The sequence below is a fragment of the Methanofervidicoccus abyssi genome (assembly GCF_004310395.1).
Taxonomy (GTDB): Archaea; AGJL01; Methanococci; order Methanococcales; family Methanococcaceae; genus Methanofervidicoccus; species Methanofervidicoccus abyssi.
In genome coordinates this window covers 68,002-91,633 of record NZ_BFAX01000002.1, presented here as the reverse complement: position 1 = coordinate 91,633, position 23,632 = coordinate 68,002, and the positions used below count along the sequence as shown (strand labels likewise).

At 35.1% G+C, this 23,632-nt stretch carries 20 protein-coding genes, 2 tRNA genes and 1 pseudogene; 6 read left to right on the top strand and 17 right to left on the bottom strand.

All coding sequences use genetic code 11. The features are described 5' to 3' along the window. Positions 1-4: 4 nt before the first annotated feature. Positions 5-706, bottom strand: a complete 702-nt coding sequence (locus tag MHHB_RS01855) for a metal-dependent hydrolase (protein ID WP_131006925.1) — start codon at positions 704-706, stop codon at positions 5-7. Between the two features lie 121 nt (positions 707-827). On the opposite strand from MHHB_RS01855, the gene sucC reads away from it, so the two are divergent. Beyond that, positions 828-1,913, top strand: coding sequence for an ADP-forming succinate--CoA ligase subunit beta (gene sucC, locus MHHB_RS01850; RefSeq protein ID WP_131006924.1), 1,086 nt, complete (start codon positions 828-830; stop codon positions 1,911-1,913). Positions 1,914-2,287: 374 nt separating this feature from the next. Beyond that, positions 2,288-5,599 (top strand): annotated as a pseudogene (gene carB, locus MHHB_RS01845) (carbamoyl-phosphate synthase large subunit). Positions 5,600-6,045: 446 nt separating this feature from the next. Here the strand turns inward: carB and MHHB_RS01840 are convergent. From MHHB_RS01840 to MHHB_RS01830, 3 genes are all read right to left on the bottom strand, one after another. After that, the gene (locus MHHB_RS01840; RefSeq protein WP_131006923.1) at positions 6,046-7,701 is read right to left on the bottom strand and encodes an outer membrane protein assembly factor BamB family protein; all 1,656 of its coding nucleotides are present in this window, start codon (positions 7,699-7,701) and stop codon (positions 6,046-6,048) included. 259 nt (positions 7,702-7,960) lie between these two features. Then, positions 7,961-11,050, bottom strand: a complete 3,090-nt coding sequence (locus MHHB_RS01835; RefSeq protein WP_131006922.1) for a protein kinase domain-containing protein — start codon at positions 11,048-11,050, stop codon at positions 7,961-7,963. Positions 11,051-11,631: 581 nt separating this feature from the next. Further along, on the bottom strand, positions 11,632-12,015 hold the full coding sequence (locus MHHB_RS01830) for a 30S ribosomal protein S8e (protein ID WP_131006921.1): 384 nt from the start codon (positions 12,013-12,015) through the stop codon (positions 11,632-11,634). 502 nt (positions 12,016-12,517) lie between these two features. Between MHHB_RS01830 and MHHB_RS01825 the strand changes: the two genes are divergently transcribed. Continuing rightward, positions 12,518-13,507: a M24 family metallopeptidase gene (locus tag MHHB_RS01825; RefSeq protein WP_131006920.1), complete on the top strand. Its 990-nt coding sequence runs from the start codon at positions 12,518-12,520 to the stop codon at positions 13,505-13,507. A 444-nt stretch (positions 13,508-13,951) separates the two neighbouring features. On the opposite strand, the gene carA is transcribed toward MHHB_RS01825, so the two are convergent. Continuing rightward, the gene (gene carA, locus MHHB_RS01820; RefSeq protein ID WP_131006919.1) at positions 13,952-15,025 is read right to left on the bottom strand and encodes a glutamine-hydrolyzing carbamoyl-phosphate synthase small subunit; all 1,074 of its coding nucleotides are present in this window, start codon (positions 15,023-15,025) and stop codon (positions 13,952-13,954) included. 432 nt (positions 15,026-15,457) lie between these two features. Here carA and MHHB_RS01815 point away from each other — a divergent pair, with 432 nt between their 5' ends. Continuing rightward, positions 15,458-15,772, top strand: coding sequence for a hypothetical protein (locus tag MHHB_RS01815; RefSeq protein ID WP_131006918.1), 315 nt, complete (start codon positions 15,458-15,460; stop codon positions 15,770-15,772). Positions 15,773-16,167: 395 nt separating this feature from the next. Here MHHB_RS01815 and MHHB_RS01810 read toward each other — a convergent pair whose 3' ends face one another. The 12 genes from MHHB_RS01810 to MHHB_RS01755 form a co-directional block, all read right to left on the bottom strand. Beyond that, a complete protein-coding gene (locus MHHB_RS01810; protein WP_131006917.1) occupies positions 16,168-17,127 on the bottom strand; it encodes a phosphopyruvate hydratase family protein in 960 nt (319 codons plus the stop codon). A 37-nt stretch (positions 17,128-17,164) separates the two neighbouring features. Further along, positions 17,165-17,338: a DNA-directed RNA polymerase subunit K gene (locus MHHB_RS01805; RefSeq protein ID WP_131006916.1), complete on the bottom strand. Its 174-nt coding sequence runs from the start codon at positions 17,336-17,338 to the stop codon at positions 17,165-17,167. Between the two features lie 45 nt (positions 17,339-17,383). Further along, positions 17,384-17,461, bottom strand: a tRNA-Pro gene (locus MHHB_RS01800). Between the two features lie 11 nt (positions 17,462-17,472). Then, positions 17,473-17,688 carry a DNA-directed RNA polymerase subunit N gene (locus MHHB_RS01795; protein ID WP_131007062.1) on the bottom strand — a complete coding sequence of 72 codons (216 nt, stop codon included), beginning with the start codon at positions 17,686-17,688 and terminating at the stop codon, positions 17,473-17,475. A 29-nt stretch (positions 17,689-17,717) separates the two neighbouring features. After that, on the bottom strand, positions 17,718-18,122 hold the full coding sequence (locus tag MHHB_RS01790) for a 30S ribosomal protein S9 (RefSeq protein ID WP_131006915.1): 405 nt from the start codon (positions 18,120-18,122) through the stop codon (positions 17,718-17,720). 12 nt (positions 18,123-18,134) lie between these two features. Next, the gene (locus tag MHHB_RS01785) at positions 18,135-18,548 is read right to left on the bottom strand and encodes a 50S ribosomal protein L13 (protein ID WP_131006914.1); all 414 of its coding nucleotides are present in this window, start codon (positions 18,546-18,548) and stop codon (positions 18,135-18,137) included. 23 nt (positions 18,549-18,571) lie between these two features. Beyond that, entirely contained in the window at positions 18,572-18,934 is a 363-nt protein-coding gene (locus tag MHHB_RS01780) for a 50S ribosomal protein L18e (protein ID WP_131006913.1), read from the bottom strand. Positions 18,935-18,944: 10 nt separating this feature from the next. Then, a complete protein-coding gene (locus MHHB_RS01775) occupies positions 18,945-19,520 on the bottom strand; it encodes a DNA-directed RNA polymerase subunit D (protein WP_131007061.1) in 576 nt (191 codons plus the stop codon). A gap of 34 nt (positions 19,521-19,554) precedes the next feature. Beyond that, positions 19,555-19,929: a 30S ribosomal protein S11 gene (locus MHHB_RS01770; RefSeq protein WP_131006912.1), complete on the bottom strand. Its 375-nt coding sequence runs from the start codon at positions 19,927-19,929 to the stop codon at positions 19,555-19,557. Positions 19,930-19,949: 20 nt separating this feature from the next. After that, positions 19,950-20,489 carry a 30S ribosomal protein S4 gene (locus MHHB_RS01765; RefSeq protein WP_131006911.1) on the bottom strand — a complete coding sequence of 180 codons (540 nt, stop codon included), beginning with the start codon at positions 20,487-20,489 and terminating at the stop codon, positions 19,950-19,952. A gap of 14 nt (positions 20,490-20,503) precedes the next feature. Further along, a complete protein-coding gene (locus tag MHHB_RS01760; protein ID WP_192893794.1) occupies positions 20,504-20,959 on the bottom strand; it encodes a 30S ribosomal protein S13 in 456 nt (151 codons plus the stop codon). 57 nt (positions 20,960-21,016) lie between these two features. Next, positions 21,017-21,104 (bottom strand) — tRNA-Ser (locus MHHB_RS01755). Between the two features lie 318 nt (positions 21,105-21,422). On the opposite strand from MHHB_RS01755, the gene mtnA reads away from it, so the two are divergent. After that, a complete protein-coding gene (gene mtnA, locus MHHB_RS01750) occupies positions 21,423-22,409 on the top strand; it encodes an S-methyl-5-thioribose-1-phosphate isomerase (protein ID WP_131006909.1) in 987 nt (328 codons plus the stop codon). 236 nt (positions 22,410-22,645) lie between these two features. Continuing rightward, positions 22,646-23,563 carry a TIGR00269 family protein gene (locus MHHB_RS01745; RefSeq protein ID WP_131006908.1) on the top strand — a complete coding sequence of 306 codons (918 nt, stop codon included), beginning with the start codon at positions 22,646-22,648 and terminating at the stop codon, positions 23,561-23,563. The last annotated feature ends 69 nt before the right edge of the window (positions 23,564-23,632 follow it).

The following is a 23,632-nucleotide window of genomic DNA, read 5'->3' as shown; positions in this document are numbered from 1 at the left end:
TCCCTTAATATACTCTACTTACAAAGTTATAAATAACCAGCAGTAACAGAAAGATCCATACTCCCATAAGTATTATCCCTTCTCTTCTGTAAAGTTTATAATTTAGAGGATACAGGGCGTTGCATCCAGCAGGTGTTAAAGAGTCCCCTAAAATATGGGAGAAGTAACCTATACCTACAGGCACTATATAGTGGTACACCCCGGGAAAATCTATTAGAGGATATTCCACACCTGAAAAGATTAGATAGATCACAATCCACACGAAGATACATATTGGAATTACCTTACCTAAGATCTTCTCACTACTCACTATACTCAGGGCGATTATTCCTGCAATTGTTGGAGAGAATACTGAAAGTTTATAGGTTAAAAATCCCAAGATAGTAGAGACTACAAACATACATAGGAAGGTGTGGGTTATACCCCTATGGTTGGCAAAGTACGGTATTAGGTAAAGTATTAGTACTGCAGTAGATACTATAAAGAAACCTATATTGAAGTAGGAAGGTTTAAAAAGATAGAGTAATATATTAATTAGTACTAAACTTCCTGAAAGGTATATTCCTCTATTTACAATCTCCGTCTTTACGTCATGATCTAAATCTGGATAAAGGGCACCTGCAACTAAGAGAAATACCTGTTCTGGAGAGGATATAAAAGGTAATCCCATAGCCAGTCCAAGAATTGTATGTCCCTTCCACATCATGATATTACCTTTTACTATCTCTACCTGTTTCTAAAGGTTAAAATTAATAAAAAAATAATGATTTCATAACTCTTATTATTTTTAACTAATATTTTTAACTAATTAATAATTAGGTGAAGGTATGAAGTTACACGAGTACGAGGCTAAGGAGATTTTTAAAGAGTATGGAATACCAGTTCCGAAGGGTTTTATAACTTCAGAAAAGGTTAAAGAAATAGATGGTCCAGTTGTGATTAAAGCCCAGGTTTTAGTGGGAGGTAGAGGTAAGGCTGGAGGAGTATTATTTGCCGACACCTTGGAGGAGGCAAATAAGAAAATTCAGAAGTTGCTGAATAGTAGTATAAAGGGAGAGAAGGTGGAGAAAGTACTTGTAGAGGAAAAACTGCCTATTAAGAAGGAGTGCTATCTAAGTGTAGTTATAGATAGGGAGGAGAAAAAACCCCTTATACTATTTTCCACAGAGGGAGGAGTAGATATAGAGGAAGTTGCTCAGAAAAACCCTGAAAAGATATTAAGATACTACGTAGATCCACAGGGAGAATTTCTACCCTATATGATCAGAGGGACGTTGAAGGATCTTGGTTTATCTTCTCAGGAGATACCTAAGGTCGCAGATGTTATATATAGAGTATATAAGATATTCGAGGAGAAAGATGCCACTCTTGTGGAGATAAATCCATTAGTAATCACAGAAGATGGAAAAGTTATAGCCGCAGATGGAGTGATACACCTAGACGATGATGCCTACTTCAGACAGGATTACAGTAGATTTGAGGAGTACAGAAAGAGGAAAAACCTGCCTTTTGCCTATGTGGAACTCGAAGGTGATATTGGAGTTATAGGGAACGGAGCAGGTCTAACTTTGGCAAGCATGGATATAATAAAGGAATACGGTGGCAATCCCGCATGTTTTCTAGATATTGGAGGGGGAGCCAGTGAAGATATCGTCAAAAAGGCTCTTGAGAAGGTTCTTGAGAGGGAGGATATCAGAGGGGTGTTTATAAATATAATGGCTGGGATTACTAGGTGTGATGAAGTTGCAAGAGGTATAGTGGATGTACTGAAAAAACATCCTAATGTAAAACTCTCAGTTAGGATGACAGGTACCAACGAAGAGGAAGGTAGAAAAATACTTATAGAAAATGGTATATCTATTGAAGATTCTATGGAGGAGGCTGCTAGGAAGTTGATAGAGATGTTAGATTAGGATAAAATTTAGAGAGATTAAAAGTTAATAATAAATATAATAATAAAAATCTTGGGAGAATTAAAATAAAACAGACAAAAATTCTGGACACTAAAGAGACAGAAATTTATTGTGATATTATGAAAGATTATCAGAAAATCGTCCTAAAATAGTAAAATAGTTCTTATATTTTAACCTACAATAGTTTTATGGAGAAACATAAACTTTTCTTTAATTATATTTTAAAAATCTTTTTCATCTTTTCCTAATTTTATCATTATTTATATGCCCTTATTTATTATTTTAAACTATTACTTCGGTAGAAACTAAGATTTATAAATATATTAACTATAGTGATAAATAACTTAATTACTCTATTTTTTAGAGGTGAAATTTTGAAAAGGGAGGATATTAAGCGTGTGATGATATTAGGATCTGGCCCTATTGTAATCGGTCAGGCTGCAGAGTTTGACTATTCAGGTTCTCAGGCCTGTAAATCTCTAAGAGAAGAGGGAATATATACTATTTTAGTAAATTCTAACCCTGCCTCTATTCAGACAGATAAAAGTATTGCCGATAAAGTTTATCTGGAACCCCTAGATGTGAATATTGTAGAGAAGATCATAGAGAAAGAGAGACCTGATGCAATACTTCCAACTATGGGAGGACAAACTGCCTTAAACTTGGCGATGGAACTACACAGTAGAGGTATTCTGGAGAAGTACGATGTAGAACTTCTAGGCTCAGGGATTAAAACCATAGAAACCTGTGAAGACAGGGATTTATTTAAGAAAGCGATGGATGAAATAGAAGAACCCACAACTAAATGTTATGCTATAAATTCCCTAGAGGAAGCATTGGAAGTAGTCTCTGAGTTAGGTTATCCTGTGATTGTAAGGCCTGCCTTTACCTTAGGAGGTACTGGAGGAGGAATTGCTTATAACGAAGAAGAGTTGAAGGAGATAGTGAAGAGAGGTTTGACGTACTCCCTGATAAATCAGGTGTTAATAGACGAGAGTGTTCTCGGGTGGAGGGAGTACGAGTACGAGGTTATGAGAGACAGTAAAGACAACTGTATTGTTGTATGTAATATGGAGAATATAGATCCTATGGGGATACACACAGGAGAGAGTATAGTTACTGCACCTTCCCAGACACTTAGTGATGAGATGCACCAAATACTGAGAAATGCCTCCTTGAATGTTATCAGGCATCTCTCCATAGAAGGAGGTTGTAATATACAGTTTGCAGTTAATGAAGATATGACAGAGTATAGAATTATAGAAGTTAATCCCAGGGTAAGTAGGAGTTCTGCACTGGCAAGTAAGGCAACAGGGTATCCCATTGCAAAGATAGCAGCCAAGATAGCAATAGGTATGACATTAGACGAGATTATGAACGATATAACTAAGGAGACACCTGCAGTCTTTGAGCCTACAATAGACTATGTAGTTGTAAAGATCCCAAGGTGGCCCTTTGACAAATTTAGGACCGTAGATAGAACCTTAGGAACTTCTATGAAATCTACTGGAGAAGTTATGGCGATAGGTAGGACCTTCGAGGAGGCCCTCCAGAAAGCTATCAGGAGTTTAGATATTGGAAGGGATGGTATTATTGGAGATGGGAAGGAGAAAAGATACAGCAACGAGGAGATAGAGTATCTACTAAAGAATCCAACAGATGAGAGGATTTTCGTAATTGCAGAGGCATTAGATAGAGGCTGGACAGTCTCAGAGATATCTGAATTAACCTCTATACATCCATTCTTTATAGAGAGAATAAAAAAGATCGTTGATATGAAGAAGAAGTTGGAATATCTAGCGAATCTGATATAGGTTCATTCAGGTGATATTATGGGTATAGATAAAGATTCACTTAAGGAGATACTTTTAGAGTGTAAAATGTTAGGTTTTTCAGATAAACAGATAGCCCATCTCCTGAAGAAAGATGAAATGGAGATCAGAGAATTAAGAAAGGAACTAAACATTCTCCCTGTATATAAGATGGTAGATACCTGTGCAGCAGAGTTTGAGGCTAAAACTCCTTACTTCTACTCCTGTTATGAACAGTTATTCTACGAGGAACAGAACGAAAGTATTCCATCAAAGAAGGAGAAGGTAATAATCTTAGGTTCAGGGCCTATCAGAATAGGACAGGGAGTAGAGTTTGACTACTCCACAGTTCATGCAGTATGGGCACTGAAGGAGATGGGGATTGAGGCTATAATAATAAACAACAACCCTGAGACAGTCTCCACAGATTACGATACCTCAGATAAACTCTACTTTGAACCCTTAACATTTGAAGAGGTAATGAACGTTATTGAAAATGAGAATAGGGATGGAAACCTCTTAGGTATTATAGTGCAATTTGGAGGGCAGACTGCCATAAACCTCGCTATGGAGTTGTACCGTAAAACAGATGTGAAGATACTGGGTACATCTCCTGAATCCATCCATCTAGCTGAGGACAGGGAGGAGTTCTCGAAATTTTTAAAGAGATTGGGAATACCACAACCAGAGGGTGCTACAGTATATAACGAGAAGGAGGCTATAGAAGTTGCAAGAAGGATAGGTTACCCCGTCCTTGTCAGACCTTCCTATGTATTGGGAGGTAGAGCTATGGAGATTGTGTATAGTGAGGAGGGATTGAGAGACTACATAAGAGAAGCGGTTAAGGTATCTCCTGAACATCCCATACTGATAGACAAGTTCTTAGAGGATGCTATAGAGGTAGATGTGGATGCTGTATGTGATGGGGAAGATGTATTTATAGGAGGTATAATGGAACATATAGAAGAGGCAGGGGTGCACAGTGGAGACAGTGCCTGTGTTCTACCACCTCAGAACCTCTCAGAGGATATTATAAAGAAGATAGTAAAGTATACTGTAAAGATAAGTAAGGGGTTGGGAGTAATTGGACTGATAAATATCCAATTTGCTATTAAGGATGATACCGTCTATGTGTTGGAGGCCAACCCGAGGGCAAGTAGAACTATACCTTATGTAAGTAAATCCATAGGAATACCTCTGGCTAAAATCGCCACAAGAGTTATAATGGGAGAGAAATTAAGGAGTATGGGATATGTAGGCTTTGTAAGGAGTAAGTATGTAAGTGTAAAGGAAGCGGTCTTTCCCTTCCAGAAGTTACCTGGAGTGGATCCTGTCTTAGGCCCAGAGATGAAATCCACTGGAGAGGCAATAGGAATAGATGTAGATTTTGGTAAAGCGTATTACAAAGCACAACTCTCAGCAAATATGAAACTCCCAATTTCTGGCACTGTGTTCATCAGTTTAAAGGATAAGGATAAAAAGTATGCACCACATATTGCCAGGAAATTTAAGGAGTTAGGCTTCAACATAGCGGCTACTAGAGGCACTGCAGAGGTAATTAGAAGGGAAGGGATAGAGGTAAAGGTGGTTAAGAAAATATCTGAGGGTTCTACAGCTAATATACTTCAGTTGATCCAGAAAAGAGAGATAGATCTAATTATAAATACAGCTTCTGGAGGCAAGGCTAAATCTGAGGGATACTACATAAGGAGAGCTGCAGTAGAATTCAATATACCATATATAACCACTATAAGAGGAGCACTTTCAGCTATTGAGGCTATAAAATCTGTTAAGGATGGAAGTATTGGAGTTTATTCCTTAGATGAGATAGAATGTAGTATAGAAAAAATAGAGGTTGAAGAAGATAGAGAATAGGAGTCTGTTCTCTCCATCTTCGCTAATTAGATGAATCCACAGGAAAATCCTTCCTTAAAGAAATAGAGAATTGGATTAAGTTAAACCATAAATATTTCCTTAACTTCAAGTATTATTGTTTCCTTGAATTCGTACTCTCTGTTTAAGTGGTCTTTACATTTTACTTTAATCTCGAGAGGAACCTCTCCCAGAACATTGGGCTTGAGATAGAATTCTACTATCTTTTTATTCTTTAGTTTAACTTCAATTTCTGGCAGATTTCTTACGGTAACATCCTCTGAGAATTCAAATATTATGTTCTTTGCTATGGCATTTCCTTCATTTATTTTTTGCGTTATTAATTAATTCCTTACATTTATTTAAGTACTGTGAAACATTCTCGTAGTTTCCTTCTTTGAATTCTTTTTTTGCAGATTCCAGTAGTTTATCTAAGTCAGAGATTAGTTCTACTTTTGGATTAAGTTTTCTAATTCTTCAACCTGCTTATTTATTTCTATTGCTCTTTCTTTAGCCTCTAAAGCAAGTTTCTTTGCTTTGAGGTAATCTCCCTTATTAAATGCCTCCTCAGCCTGAGATAGTAGGGAAAGTAGAGATTCAGCCTCTTTAATGTTATACTTTGATTTTATCTGTGAGATTATTTTCTTGGTATTTTCTATTATTTTTTGTATTCCTTGTAATGAAGCAAAGAGATAAACATTACCACTCCAAATATAATCACTCCCCGCAACTATATAATTCCCATCAGGAGTTATTGATACTGATTCAACATCACTACCTGTATAATACTTCCACAATAACCTCCCTTCTTTGTTGAAGAGATAAACATTCTTATCCCAACTACCTGCAACTATATAATTCCCATCAGGAGTTATTGATACTGAATAAACCCGACCACCTGTCTTATACTTCCACAATAACTTCCCTTCTCTGTTGAAGAGGTAAACATTACCACCCCAACGACCTGCAACTATATAATTCCCATCAGGAGTTATTGATACTGAAGGAACAACACTACCTGTATTATACTTCCACAATAACCTCCCTTCTTTGTTGAAGAGGTAAACACAATACCCACTCCCCGCAACTACATAATTCCCATCAGGAGTTATTGATACTGATTCAACAGCACCACGTGTCTTATACTTCCACAATAACTTCCCTTCTCTGTTGAAGAAGTAAATATTATACCCCCACCCCGCAACTACATAATTCCCATCAGGAGTTATTGATACTGATTCAACATCACTATCTGTATAATACTTCCACAATAACCTCCCTTTTCTGTTGAAGAGGTAAACATTCTTATTCTTACTACCTGCTATATTCATACTACCTACAACTATATAATTCCCATCAGGAGTTATTAATACTGAATGAACAACATTATCCTTACTCCCCGCAACTATATAATTCCCATCAGAAGTTATTGATACTGAATAAACATTACCACCTGTCTTATACTTCCACAATAACCTCCCTTCTCTGTTGAAGAGGTAAACATTATTATCCTTACTCCCCGCAACTACATAATTCCCATCAGGAGTTATTGATACTGAATAAACATGATCTCCTGTCTCATATTTCCACAATAACCTCCCTTCTCTGTTGAAGAGGTAAACATTATTATCCTTACTCCCCGCAACTATATAATTCCCATCAGGAGTTATTGATACTGAAAGAACATCATCACTTGTCTTATACTTCCACAATGTGAAATAATCTATTACACTAATGGCTTTCTCCTTAGCCTCTAAAGCAAGTTTCTTTGCTTTGAGGTAATCTCCCTTATTAAATGCCTCCTCAGCCTGAGATAGAATATCCTTAGCATCTTTAATGATATACTTTGATTTTATCTGTGAGATTATTGATTTAGCACTTTCTATAGATCTCTCAGCCTCCTCAGCCTGCTTATTTATTTCTATAGCCTTCTCCCTAATCTTTCTTACCTTAGGATCTTCCTTTATAGCCAGAGATTTATCAAAGCATTCTATTGCCTCTTTATATCTTCCCTGATTGTAGAGGGCAACTCCTTCATTGAACCATTCTTCATCTGTTTTACCATCAATTTTCTTTTTAGAGGTCCTGAGTATATTGGAAGACATATATTCATCACCCTTTAATTATATTTTTTATTCTTTTATTTTAAAATTATTTTCTATTTTATTTAAATTTATCTTTACTTAGTTATATTCTTTAATTTATCCATTTAAATCTCCATTAATAATTCTTTGATAATTCCTCATCTAAAATTTACAAAGAAAGACCCAAATAATAAAAGAGTAATACCATCTAAAGGTTAAAGCAAGATATAGGATTTTACCTCCCCTTTGAATGTAAAAGATACTCCATACATCCACTCCCTCAGAATCCCATCCTTATTTTATGGACCATGACCTCAGCCTTTTTGATAAGCTCCTCTGGGACAGTATTTATTCCATTTTCTATTCTGAACTTTAAACCCCCGCATAATTCTTGAACTTCCTGTTTAACTTCACCACTGGTATAATTCAGTAGATCTGAGGCATATTTGTAGGCTTCTATCATGTTGTTAATCTTCATATTTAATAGAAGAAGTTCGCAACAGTAGTAGACTGATCTCTTGAAGTCCTTTCTACTTACACTTAACTTTAAGGATTCTTTGTATTTAATTCCAAGATATTCAGCTAAATCCCTTTGTAGATCTATAACAGATTGATAACGCTCTTTTTTATCTTTTTCTAAACATTTCATTATTATTTTTTCAACTTCCTTTGCCTCTGGATTGATTTTTGAAGGTGGAGTTGGGTCCTTTGTGACTATAGCCATTCCTATTTCAACAAGGGTATCGCCCTTAAATGGGAGTTCTCCAGTAACAAGTTCATAGAATATTACTCCTAATTGCCATATATCTGTTCTATTGTCTGTACTTTTACCATTTATCTGTTCTGGAGAGGCATAGTAGGGTGTGAATGCCTTAGTTGTAGTTGCCGAGGAGGAATCTGCCACAACCTTACTCAATCCCCAATCACTGATCTTTGGAACTCCCTCCTTAAGTAGGATGTTTTGAGGCTTTAAATCTCGATGTATGATTTTTTGAGAATGGGCGTATTTTAATCCCTCTGCTGTATTGAATATAATCCATGCTGCCCTCTCTGGATCTAAGGGTTTCTTTAGATCTGCCAATGATTTATCACATAACTCCATTTCAAAGTAGGGAATTGGGAGGATGTTGTAGTCGTAGATCTTTACAATGTTGTTGTGGTTTAACTTAGTCCAATTCTCTATTTCTTTGAGGAAGGATTTTCCAGTGGATTCGTCTAATGAGATTGGTATTTTAACTGCAACTTCTTTTCCATCTTTACGTTTTGCCTTGAATACCCTTGCAAATCCTCCCTTTCCTATGAACTCTACTTCTATATATCTATCTGAAAGTTCTGGGGGGAATGTTTTTGGAGTTGTTGGCTTTGGAGTGAATTCTGCTGGAGATATTCCTTTTTCTGGGGTTTCTGGAGTTGGAGTTATTTCTCCAGTTATTTCCTTAACTTCAAGTGTTATTGTTTCCTTGAATTCGTACTCTCTGTTTAAGTGATCTTTACATTTTACTTTAATCTCGAGAGGAACCTCTCCCAAAACATTGGGCTTGAGATGGAATTCTACTATCTTTTTATTCTTTAGTTTAACTTCAATTTCTGGCAGATTTCTTACGGTAACATCCTCTGAGAATTCAAATATTATGTTCTTTGCTATGGCATTTCCTTCATTTATTATTTCCATCTTAACTTTATCCCATTTATTGTAAGTGAATGAAGTATTTAGAAGTTTGATTTTTAATTTTGGTTTTGCGTTATTAATTAATTCATCACATTTATTTAAGTACTGTGAAACATTCTCGTAGTTTCCTTCTTTGAATTCTTTTTTTGCAGATTCCAGTAGTTTATCTAAGTCGGAGATTAGTTCTACTTTTGAGTTAAGTTTTTTTATTATTTTTTCTAATTCTTCAGCCTGCTTATTTATTTCTATTGCTCTTTCTTTAGCATTTAAAGCAAGTTCCTTTGCTTTAAGGTAATCTCCCTTATTAAATGCCTCCTCAGCCTGAGATAGAATATCCTCAGCCTCTTTAATGTTATACTTTGATTTTATCTGTGAGATTATTGATTTAGCATCCTCTATAGATCTTTCAGCCTCAGCATGATTATTTATTTCTATTGCTCTTTCTTTAGCATTTAAAGCAAGTTCCTTTGCTTTAAGGTAATCTCCCTTATTAAATGCCTCCTCAGCCTGAGATAGTAGGGAAAGTAGGGATTCAGCCTCTTTAATGTTATACTTTGATTTTATCTGTGAGATTATTTTCTTGGTATTTTCTATTATTTTTTCTATTATTTTCGGTATTACTTCTAATGAAGCAAAGAGATAGACATTATCATCCTTACTCCCTGCAACTATATAATTCCCATCAGGAGTTATTGATACTGAAGTAACAGGGCCACCTGTCTCATACTTCCACAATAACCTCCCTTCTTTGTTGAGGAGATAAACATTACCACCACCCAAAATAAAACCATTCCCTGCAACTATATAATTCCCATCAGGAGTTATTGATACTGACCAAACAATACTACCTGTCTCATATTTCCACAATAACCTCCCTTCTTTGTTGAAGAGATAGACATTCTCATCCCAACTACCTGCCACTATATACTCTCCATCAGGAGTTATTGATACTGATTTAACATCACGACCTGTCGTATACATCCACAATAACCATCCTTCTCTGTTGAGGAGATAGACATTATCATCCTCACTCCCTGCAACTATATAATTCCCATCAGGAGTTATTGATACTGAATGAACAGCACCACGTGTCGCATACATCCACAATAACCTCCCTTCTTTGTTGAGGAGATAGACATAATACCCACTCCCTGCAACTATATAATTCCCATCAGGAGTTATTGATACTGATTTAACATCACGACCTGTCGTATACATCCACAATAACCTCCCTTCTTTGTTGAGGAGATAAACATAATGCCCACTCCCTGCAACTATATAATTCCCATCAGGAGTTATTGATACTGAAGTAACAGGGCCACCTGTCTCATACTTCCACAATAACCTCCCTTCTTTGTTGAGGAGATAAACATAATGCCCACTCCCTGCAACTATATAATTCCCATCAGAAGTTATTGATACTGAAGTAACAGGGCCACCTGTCTCATACTTCCACAATGTGAAATAATCTATCACACTAATGGCTTTCTCCTTAGCCTCTAAAGCAAGTTCCTTTGCTTTAAGGTAATCTCCCTTATTAAATGCCTCCTCAGCCTGAGATAGTAGGGAAAGTAGGGATTCAGCCTCTTTAATGTTATACTTTGATTTTATCTGTGAGATTATTGATTTAGCATCCTCTATAGATCTTTCAGCCTCAGCCTGCTTATTCTTTTTAAAGATCCTAAGGATATTGGAAAACATATATTCAACACCCTTTGATTTTATTTAACGATTTTTATTATTTTTTATTTTAAAATAATTTTAATTATATTTTTTATTTATTTTTATTTTTTAATATTATTTTATCTTGCCCTGGCAATCTCTCTAACAAATAATAATCTCCCCTATTTTTATTAAACCAGCGAAAAATTTCTCCTATCACCACAGGCTCATAGACCCTGACCAAATGTTGTATTCATTATTCTCTTTTCATACTCGCTTTATCATAGTATTTTATTGCTTCTTCATACTTTTCCAAATTATTAAGAGTATACGTTGGAGGAAGGTATTCTCTAGCTATTATTGCTAATTTAGAACTACAATATGTATAATAAATAATAAAATTCTAAACAGGGAAAATACCCTTAATTATTATTTAATTTTATGGTTATAATCTACTTTGATGGGAACTAGAGTTACAACAATTAATCAAAATTTCATGGTTAAACCTAAAATAGACTCAATATTTCTTAGTAAGAAGAAAAAAAGAGATTTTTAAAGGATTTCCAATCCCTTCATTTTAAAATAGTAGAATCTTAGTTATCTCATAAAAAAGAGATAAATTACTCTATTAGAACTGCATTAACTACACCATCCTGCCCAGGTCTTGAAGTAACCTTTGCTTTACCAATTTCAGTTTCAATAATTGCTCCCTTTGTAATGATATTTCTTCTGATATAGTGTCTGTTGGCCTCGTTTTCCACTACATTCAATATTGCTACCTTCTTACAGATACCTTTTTTAGGGTCCATTACATTGGCGTAGTTTGTTCTCAGTAGTCTTACTTTTCTATTCCCTCCTCTCGTTCTTATCATTTTTATTCTAACTTCATCTGTTAAGAGAGTTTCTGTAGGTTCTCTTCCCATTTCTCTTTTACGTTTCTTAACAACTAACTTGTACTTACCTCCTGAAGGTTTTCTTCTGCTTCTACCCTGCCATACTCCCATCGTATCACCAATTCAATACTCTCTGTGTTATTGTTTTGGACAATAATCTTAATTTTATTTATGAATACCTTACTCTAAAACAGTTAGTAAAGTTCCCTCCGTTCAGCCGACTTTTTTACGATTTCGGCCTCATGGATAGGAGTAGGGGATTCACAACTCCCTTATCCCAATTAACATACAAACCTTATCTCTATTAGGGAACGTCCCTTAAATATTGTTTAAGTAGTCGGTATTTAAATCTTTCCATTCTTAAGTTTATCTAACAAATGTAGGATAGAATAATCAATCCTTATTCCGAGAATTAACTTATCCATATTTCAGCAGATCTTAGAGATATTGAGCCAAAATATCTAAGAATTAAATTTACCGTATATATTTTTTAATATTTGCATCTTTAGCATTTATTGTTAGCAATCATTTTAAATATAAAATTTTTATTTATTGATGAATATTGAAGTTTGTAATGTTAAATACACTTATTAATAGGTTTTTTGGTGAGACTGTGGATAAGATAAAAACTTTTCTAGAGTATTTAGAGGAGAAGGGTATAAAGAGATGCATACTGTTAAGTAGGGAAAATATAAACTACTTCTTAGAGAGGTATCCACCTCACAACTCCCTTCTAACCTTCGATGTAGAAAATGAACGCACTGTACTTCATCTTTCAAAGTTAGAATATAGAAGTTTCCAGGGATTACATGGAAAGATAGAAATTTCCTTAATGAAAAGTGTAAAGGATGTAATTAAAGGATGTGATGGTGTTGAGGAGACATTTCCACTAAGGTACATCAAGTATCTCCCTGAAGACTACAAGATAGTATCTAGGAAGTTGATGGAGATGAGGAGTATAAAAACAGAGAGAGAGATAGAGTTTATCAAAAGAGCATCTAAGATTAGTAAAAGGGCGCTAGAATATGGAATAGACTGTCTAAGTAAGGAAGGTATTACAGAGATGGAGTTGGCAGGAGAGATAGAGTATATGATGAAGAAGATGGGTAGTATAAAACCTGCCTTTGACTCTATAGTACTATCAGATAGAAAAACAACACTCCCTCATGGTATGCCTTCTGAAGACGTTGTTAAAAATATAGTGTTGATAGATATTGGAGCAGTTTATAGGGGGTACTGTTCAGATATTACAAGGACGATACTACTGAAGGAAGATAGAAGATACAGGGAGATCCATCAGTTAGTCAGTGATGTAAAGGAAGAGGTGGAGGACCACCTTAGAGAGGGCACTTCAGTAAGGGAGTTGGACAGGTTGGCAAGAGAATCTATGGGGGAGTATAAGAAATACTTTATACACTCATTGGGACATGGTGTAGGTGTAAATGTCCACGAAGAGCCTTCTATAAGTTCAAAAGCAGAGAAGAACTTAATCTTGAAGAAAAATATGGTGATAACTGTTGAACCAGGTATATACCTGGAAGATTTTGGAGTTAGAATAGAGGATATGTATCTTATAAAGAAGGATGGATTTAAAAGATTATAATATCTTAGACTCTATCAGCAACCTTTAAGAAAAAAGTTCATTTCCGTTAAAGATTAAGAATTATAGTAACTTTTTTAAACTAATAACTGTAATTAATTTAAAAATAACAAAAATAACAATAAAAAGTAAAATAAAAAAAAATTAAGAAAAAGGATTTACCAGAATTTCCGTTATAGTTTTCCAGTATTAATGTAGCCTAGAGGAGGGATTATATTTGCTTTTATCTGTATATTAAATTACTGTTAAGTATTGATATTTTTAATTTCATAGACACAATTTTTAAACTAAAAGTAAAGATAAATCGGAGTTTATCAATGTTCAGAAAATCCCCTCTTCTCAAATGCACTAAAGGAAGTACTGCAGGATTTTTGCTAATCTTTTTTAAGAGTTTCTATTTTTTTATTTTATTCATTTTTTATCTACCGTTTTCATTATCATAATATATTACAAACTCTTCTCCAATCCTAACTTTATCATTTCATCAAAGAGACCCTTTGCATCATGAGGTCCTGGACCTCCTTCTGGATGGTACTGGACACAGAGGATATTCTTATCTTTGGATATCAACCCCTCTACGGTGTTGTCGTTCAGATTGATATTCCACACTGTAATATCTTTAGGTAGTGTTCCACTCCTTGTTGCATAACCATGGTTTTGAGATGTAATATATACCATATCCCTATTTAGATCCTTCACAGGTTGGTTTCCTCCCCTATGTCCAAACTTCATCTTGTAGGTCTCCCCTCCTAGAGCTAAGGTTATTATCTGATGGCCTAGGCAAATACCTGTAATAGGAACTTTTCCTATAAGAGATTTCACGGTCTTCACGGTTTCTTTAACTGCTACAGGATCCCCAGGACCGTTGGAGACCAGTACAAAGTCTGGATTGTATTTCAGTACTTTTTCTATAGGTGTGTTGTAAGGCACCTGGATAACTGTACAATCTCTCTCAAGGAGACATCTGATAATACTTTTCTTGACTCCACAGTCTATGAGAACACACCTGGCAACTTCATTCTCAGCCCTGTGGACAACAACCTTCTTTGTGGACACTATAGGTACGAGATCTATCTCCGAAAGATCCTTATGTTCTTTTGCCAGCTCTATATATCTCTTAATCTCTTTATCATCTATAGGCTCAGAGGAGGTTTTTAAGAAGGCCTTTACAACTCCCTTAGATCTGATTTTCCTAGTTATAAATCTGGTATCTACATAGTAAATACCTGGGATATCGTACTCTTTTAAAAAATCATCTAACTCTTTCCCAGTTAGATTCTTTATAACAAAACCTTCCACTTTAATACCATCTGACTCGTACCACCTTTCTTCTACTCCATAGTTTCCAATAAGGGGGTAGGTCATAGTAACAATCTGCCCCTTGTAAGAGGGATCTGTAAGTACTTCAACGTATCCTGTCATACTTGTGTTAAACACAAGTTCTCCTAAAACCTCCTTTTCAGCACCAAATCCTTTACCTTTCAATACAGTCCCATCTTCTAATACCAGCACTCCATACAAGATATCACCAAGTTAATCCGTTATTTTTTACCTGTTATTTTTTATTATATTTAATCTTAATTATAATTAAAATAATTACTCCTTCATTTTTACTATAATTATAGTTTATATTGATAATAATCTTTATTAGTAGAATATTGTCCATTTAAAAAACATTGTGATGCTTATAAAAAATGAATGGTATTGAGTATAATATTCTTGAAAGTGATGGTAATTGTAGTGATAAATAATTATTATTTTAAAATTATTTTTGTTTAGGATCATAAAGAGTGAAAATAAAAGGAGTAAAAAATGAAGTATTTTTTAAAAAAATAGTATATAATTTGATTTGAAATATTATAGGTTATGAGTGGTAATAGTAATGAAAAACATATATATAATTAGTTTTATGTAATACAAAATGAAAATTTAATAAATTTGATGATGATAAATATGGGATTTATAAAGTATACAGTGATATTCTTTGTGATTGCATGTTTGTTAGTATGGTTGATATTACATTTGCATAATCAGGTATTGATAATAATTTTGTCGATATTATTGGGTATATTAGAAATAGCATATTTGTTGTATGTATTTTATAAAATATTAGTAAGCAAATATTGTTGGATTATTATGTTTCCATTTATATTAGCAGGATTTTTAAATGATATTATTCCAGGAATAATTATGGTAATAGTCATATACGTTGCAAGAATAATAACATTAGCATCCAAAAGAGAGTTAGAAAAAAATGGTCATACATAAGGTTTTGATTTAATTAAATATTGTTTCAAAAAAGATCTGGCGATGATAAAAAGTAATGGTTATATGATGGATTTTATTAAAAGGATAATACCATTTTCAGGAAGTAATATTGATTAAAGGTGTAATGATATAAATATTTCTGAAGGATTGTGTGAAAAAGTCTATATATATTACAGTGATAAATTAATGACATATTAATGATTTAATGATTAGCAACAGTAATGTATTTAATAGTGGGATTATTGATGTGTCATTATTAAGTGATTTTAATGATTATTTAAAAAACCCCGTCCATAAAGATAGAAATCAAAAAACTAACAACTCATTCCTTCTTGCTATAGTTTAAAACCATTTAAAAGAGAACATCTGATTTTTGTCTATGAGAAGTTATTCATTTAAAATTTGTTTATATAAGGGTTATTTAGTACTCTTTCTATATCCCACAGTTCATTTAAAATATTAGAGTTTATATTACACCTTATCAGAGGTATTCTTAAACCTACTGCGATATGTGAGAATGTAGGATTGTTACCTGATATTAGAGGATCCAACCCTCTTTCAAGTATGTACTCTACATAGTAGTACAATTCACTTAATGTACTTACTGTATAGGGTTCTACCTTTGAGAAGTCTGCCACCTCATCTATACCCTCCGTAGTTAAAATACCGTCAAATTCTACAATTTTAGGACTTTCAAAATAATCTAAGTCGGATATTCTTTCGTATATCTTATCATCTTCTATATTTTCCTTTACTGAGGCACCTACCAGTATCTTAACATCTTCTTCTTCAGATACCTCAGACACTATCTCTTTAAATCTATCTATCTCCTCAAAAATATTTTTACACCTATACCTCCCTTCTATATCTATAACTGTATTTTTATATGTAAAGGAGAGGTGTTCTAATATTCTCTTGTAAATATATACCATCTCTTCTATGGATTCAGTCATAGGTATTACTATAAGGTCCCTCTCGCCGTCCGAGAGTAGAGGACAGCCTACAGGAGGTAACTGGGTAGATAGAGCACCTCCAATATATTTAAACAGTGGTAATTCGAGGGCGTTGGCTGCTGCCTGGGAGACACTTAGAGAAACTCCCATAGTTGTAGCCGTATCTTCTATTGGAGTACTACATATTATAGAGTCCACAAGATCTTGATCCGATGCAGAGTGTCCAACAAGTTCTGGTGCTATTATATTCTCGATATCAGATATGACGTAGTCAGGATTTTCCACTGGAAGTATGTGATATCCTATACCAACTGGTGTTAATGTCGTTATCTTAATTCCTATTTTGGAGTTTTTAAAAACTTTCTTTGTAGTGATCCTCTCTATTAGAATCTCTCCATCCACAGAAATCTACCTCTAAGTAGTTATATTAAAAAAAGAATTAGTTTCTCTTTTTAGGTTTTGCTACTAAGGGTATCTTTCCCTTTTCAAATTCCTCCTTTGCGATATCTAAGGAAGACTCTCTCTCTGTATCTACGGTTAAATAAGCCCCATCTGAGATCTGTAGAGATCTAGCCCCAATGAGTCTAGCTTTTTCAAACCTGGTATATCTCATAAAAAACACCAAAGATACTGCTAAACATGATAAAAAATAAAAAAATGGTGGGACTGCCGAGATTTGAACTCGGGTCGCGCGCCCCCCAGACGCGCAGGATGGACCAGGCTACCCCACAGTCCCACGTGAAAAACTTAGTAGGATTCATGTTCCATCATGTCATCAAATAATTCTCTTCCATCTTCCTCTATCCTATGGGATATAAACATCCTCCTACAACAGTACTTCTTAATCCCTAAGTCATCGAGGATGTCTTTGGGGTTCTCTCCCTTTAACAACCGTGAGCGATACTCTTCATATACCTCAGATATTACAGAACCACAGGAAAAGCATCTAATGGGAAACATCACCACAATATCACCGAAAAAATAATAGAAATTTATCTGTAAGATTTCTGTCTCTTAGCTCTTGGTCCCTTAGTAGATCTACTTGGTTTGTGTGGTTCAGTTCTCCTTGCATCACTGACTAACAACGTTCTGTCGTACTCTAAGAACTTCTTCTTTATCTCCATATCTCCTGTAAATTCTACGATAGCCTTACCTAAGGCCGTTCTTGCTGCATCTATCTGCCCAGCAACCCCTCCTCCTTTAACTGTAATGTCTATGTCCATGGTTTTGATTACATCACCTGCCAATATAACAGGTTCCATCAACTTCATATTTAAATATTTCGGTCCAAAGAGTTCGATAGGTATTTTGTTTATCCTAATTCTACCCTTTCCCTCCCTTACAGTAGCCCTTGCAATGGCAGTTTTTCTTTTACCTACAGTATGTACTATCTTCACAGGATCACCTCTTTAAAATTTAGCACCTAAGAATCTACTAATTTCTCCAATAGTTACAAACTTATGAGTATTTGGCATCTTTGTATAGGTGATATCTGGTGTTATACCTTCTGGGGTTCCTACTGTAACCTTAACCCTCTTAAATGCCTGCCTTCCTTTGGCTTTCTTGTATGGTAGCATCCCTCTTATCATTCTCCTAAGAATTTCATCAGGTCTCCTTGGATACTTTGGACCCATCCTCCTTGGATTGCTTATACTTTTCCTATGTCTTCTTTGGAGAAATTTTTTAAAAATGTAATCTCTATTTCCAGTTATTATTGCTTTCTCTGCGTTTATAATCAATACTTCTTCTCCAGAAAGAGCCAATTTTGCAGCGTAAGATGCCAACCTTCCAGCCACTGCATTTTTAGCGTCTATAACTACCATACCTTCCACCTGTGTTTCAATCTTTATGACATAATCCTTATCTGGACACCTTTAGGATTTTCTTTAACCAACTCCTCGATAGTTATACATCTCCCTCCTACTTCTTCAATAGCCCTTTTAGCACCTTCTGAGAAGGAGAGTGCAGCAACAACTACCTTATGGTCCAATCTTCCAGCACCTAACACCTTTCCTGGAACAACTACAATCTCACCCTCTTTTGTATATCTATTTATCTTACTTATATTAACTTCTGCTCTCCTCCTCGCAGGTTTTGATAGTCTCCTTGCCAAATCTTTCCAGATCTTCCTATTAGTCCTATAGGATTCAAATTTAAGTGTCTCTATCAATTTTAAGATCTTTGGGTTAGTTGCCTTAGGTTCTCTCATAGACCCCACCTTATCTTTCAAGTGTTTCCAACTCCTTTAAAAGTTTTTCAGCTTTGTTCTTTAATATCTCAATAGATGAAATTAGTATTTCCTCTGGTTCCATATTACCATGAGATTCCACTAAGAACTCGACTTCCTCTTCATCTATCTGTTTGTATATGCTGTTACAAGGTTGCCATTTTGCATGTACCTTTCCTATACCTACCACAGCTTCACATTCCAACTTTAATTTTTGCCCTTCCTTTAATTTAACAATAGGTATATTTTTAAATGCAACTTCTCCTGTTTCAGATTTTAAATCCCCCGAGTATACTGTACAGGGACCTTCCTTATTGAGGGTAAAGGTAATAACTTCATCCTCACTAAGAGGTTTTCCTTTTATTGGAATCAGTCCCAACCTATGGGCTATCAATTCGTCGTACATAGAGGATGTGTTTTCATAGACATATACGTACTCGATAGCATATGTAGGTACCTCAGATATCATTATTCTCCTTAGGGCGTTGGAGAAGGAGATAGGCCCCTTTAATTTAAATCTGAGGATATCCCCTATTCGTGTTTTTTCCTTTTGGATATCATCTATCAAGATTACCACCAAGCCACCAAGTTAAAAAAGTGTTTTACCTGTATTTCTTCTTTGGTGTGGTTCCATCGTGAGGTATTGGTGTTACATCCTCTATCCTACCGATCTGTATCCCTGCTCTTGCTAAAGCCCTAATTGCTGCCTGGGCACCAGGTCCAGGGTTCTTTGGACCACTGCCTCCAGGAGCCCTTACCTTTATATGGACCTTATCAATGCCTTTCTCCCTTATCATCTCTGCTATTTTAAATGCCGCCTGCATAGCTGCATATGGAGAAGCTTCATCCTTCTGGTTCTTTACAATCATACCTCCAGAGATCCTAGCTATTGTCTCTGCTCCTGTTATATCTGTAACGTGTATTATAGTGTTGTTGTAGGAGGCATAGATATGGACAACCCCCCATCTTCCACCCATCTTACCACCTTATCGATTTTTTAATTACTCTCCTCAGTAGTTACCACTTTCACCCTCTCAGGGTGATCCTTGGAAGCTAATGGAGAAGTTGGAGCATAGGTAATGTGATCTTCTTCGTCAACTGGTACTAAATAACTAGGTGCAGTAACCCTTCTACCTTTAATGGCGATATGTCTATGGACTATAAATTGTCTGGCTTGCTTTATAGTCCTAGCCAGTCCCTTTCTAAATACTATAGTCTGTAACCTTCTCTCCAGTATATCTTCTACGGTCAGTGAGAGGACATCATCTAACGTTGGATTTTCCTTAACTAATATTCCGTATCTTCTTAGGATGTTAAACAACTGCTTAGCTTCCTTCTCTCCCTGTTTAGAAGTATCACTTATTAACTTCCTAGCCTGTCTTCTGAACTTCCTCAACATCGTCTCCATCTTCCAAAGTTCCCTCTTATTTACAAGACCGTATTTGTTTAAAAGTTCTTTCTCCCTTTTAATCCTCTCTCCAATCCAGGGATGATTAGGGGTATCGTACTTCTTTTTCAACCTTCTAGGATCTCCCATCTTTTCACCTTACATTACTTTTTCTTCTTCCTACTAACACCAACTGTAGGACCTCTTCTAAATGTACTTCTAGTTCTCTGCCCTCTACATGGTAAACCTAACTCGTGTCTTATTCCTCTATAACATTTGATTTTCTTCATAGTAGTTATATCCTGTTGGACTGCAAGTATCCAATCACTCTCTATAAGGTGTTTATCCTCTCCTGAATAAGGGTCTCTCTTTCTGTTGAACATCCAGGATGGGATTCCGTGTTTTGCAGGATCTTTTAAAATTTCTTCTATTCTTTTAACATCTTCATCAGTTAGATAACCTGCACGCATCTGTCCATCCAATTTTGCAACTCTAACTATAGCCTTAGCCATGGCTTTACCTATACCTTTAATATCCTGTAAAGCATACTCTAAGGGAGCATTTCCATCTATGTCTGTTTTAGAGATTCTCAATCTATACCTAAATTCCCCCTGAGTCAATATAAGCACCTCCAAAAAATAGTCGTGTTTATAAAAAAGAAAAAATAAACAAAAAAATGGCGCAGAGGGGGGGATTTGAACCCCCGCGGGGCAAAGCCCCATGGGATCTCCAGTCCCACGCCTTACCGGGCTAGACTACCTCTGCACCGCAACCTACTCAATTTAGCAGTATCTATAATACACAGTATGTAGTATATATAACTTTCGATTCTGAATATCAATAAATATGAATATTCCAATGAATTGTTCCTATTGCTATTATCAACGTCTTTTTATTATGTAAAATTAAATAAATATTATTTTAATTATTAATTATTTCAAACTAAATTACATAAGTTATTAATCTTACTTTCCACCTATATATTGTATTTTTAAATCTTATCGAAGTTGTTTATTCTTTTTTCTAACAGATTTGATAGTATTTTTATATTTCTCCTTATTATAACATCAACAAAGGGATAGAATGGAAAGAGACACCTTAAAACCTATAATATGGGATGATAAAAACAGTCAATTGATATTGATAGATCAGAGAAAACTCCCCCATAAGTTGGAGTACTTTATATGCAATAACTACGAAGATGTGGCCTTTGCTATTGAAGATATGGTTGTAAGGGGTGCTCCTGCGATAGGGATAAGTGCAGCCTACGGGATGGCACTTGCAGAAATAAAAGGAGATGATATTGAAAAAGCTTATCATAGGTTAAAAAATACGAGACCTACTGCTGTAAATCTATTCTGGGCCTTAGATAGGTGTATGAAGGCTTACAATAATAATAGATCTATCCTCAGTGAAGCTAAACTTATCCATGAAGAAGATAGAGAAGCGTGTAAGAAGATAGGTGAAATAGGGGAGAGAGTTATTGAAGATGGAGATACTATATTGACTCACTGTAATGCTGGAGCCCTTGCAACTTCTATTTATGGTACTGCCCTAAGTGTTATAAGATTTGCACACTACAGGGGGAAAAATATAAAGGTTATAGTGGATGAAACAAGGCCAAGATTACAGGGGGCAAAATTAACAAGCTTTGAGTTAAAATACGAAGGCATCCCTGTAAAAATAATAACTGACAGCACAGCAGGTTTTTTGATGAAGAGAGGGATGATAGATAAGGTTATAGTTGGAGCAGATAGGGTTTTAAGGGATTATACAGTTTTCAATAAAATAGGTACCTACTCTTTAGCTGTACTCGCCAAGTATCACAATATACCTTTCTATGTAGCTTCTCCAACTTCCACCTTTGATTTCGAGAGCTCCATAGAGGATGTTATAATTGAGGAAAGGGATGAGAAGGAGGTGCTCTATATAGATGGAAGGAGGATAGCACCTGAAGGTGTGAAAGCCTACAACTACGCATTTGATATAACGCCTTTTGAGTTGATTACTGGAATTATTACAGAAAAGGGAATAATATACAACGAAAAAGATAAGAGAATAAGAACTTAATTTCCAAATAAATACTAAAAATATTCATCTTTTATTATTTTTACTTTATTTTAAAAAGAATAATAAGGATTATAAAAATAATAAAGATCCCAATTAAAGACAATCATACAAATAATGAAACTATATCCATACCTTTAGATTATTACTACTTTTATAGAAATTTCAGAGATCGTCATTATAGCATAAATAGTATTCATGACCGTTACTCTGGATAACGGAAACATTTAGGGATAAACATGGAAGTATGTAGTATCTGTAAAGAAGAGGAACCTATCTACTACCAGCGTCACTCAGGTTTAAAGTTCTGTAGGGAATGTTTTATAAAGTATATAAAAAAGAAGGTTAGGAAAACGCTAGGTAAAAAGATAATAAAGCAGAATGTTAAAATTGGTATGGGGCTAAGTGGAGGAAAAGACAGTTTAGTAATGGCCTATTTACTGAGGGAATACTACGATCCAATACCTAACTCAGAGATTATTGGGTTGATAGTAGACGAAGGTATAGAGGGGTTTAGAAAAAGAGGAATAAAAATAGCAGTAGAATTCTGTAAGAAGTATGATATACCTTACTATATCGATACCTTCGAAGACCATATAGGATATACCTTGGACCGTATAGTAGAAAGGGCTAAGGAGAAAAATATTACAGCAAATCCCTGTACTTTCTGTGGTATTATCAGAAGAAGAATATTAAACAGTATGGCTTTAGAGAGAAGTTGTAATTACTTGGCAATAGGACATAACTTAGATGATGTTGCCCAGGCAGTAATGATGAATTATATAGAAGGAGATATTAAAAAATTGGTTATACTGGGGAAGAGTATTGAGCATCCTAAATTTGTCAGAAGGATCAAACCTTTAAAGTATATTCCAGAAATTGAGGTAAAACTCTTTGCAGATCTCGTAGGTATTAAATACCACAGTGAACCCTGTCCATATTCCTCTCTATCCTATAGGAATGAGATCTCCGAGATACTAAATCTCTTAGAGAAGAAACATCCGGGGAAGAAGTACTCCATTGTTGCAGGTTTTGAGAGATTGGTGAAGTACCTACCCCTTGAAAAGGATAAAAGTATATGTAAATACTGTGGTAATCCTTCTGCATCTGGTATATGTAAGGTATGTGAAATTTTAAGAAGATTAGATATAATTTGAATATAATGATAAATCAATGTAAAATCTATAAATATTTATTTAAAATTTATAAAAGTTGTTTTATAAAAG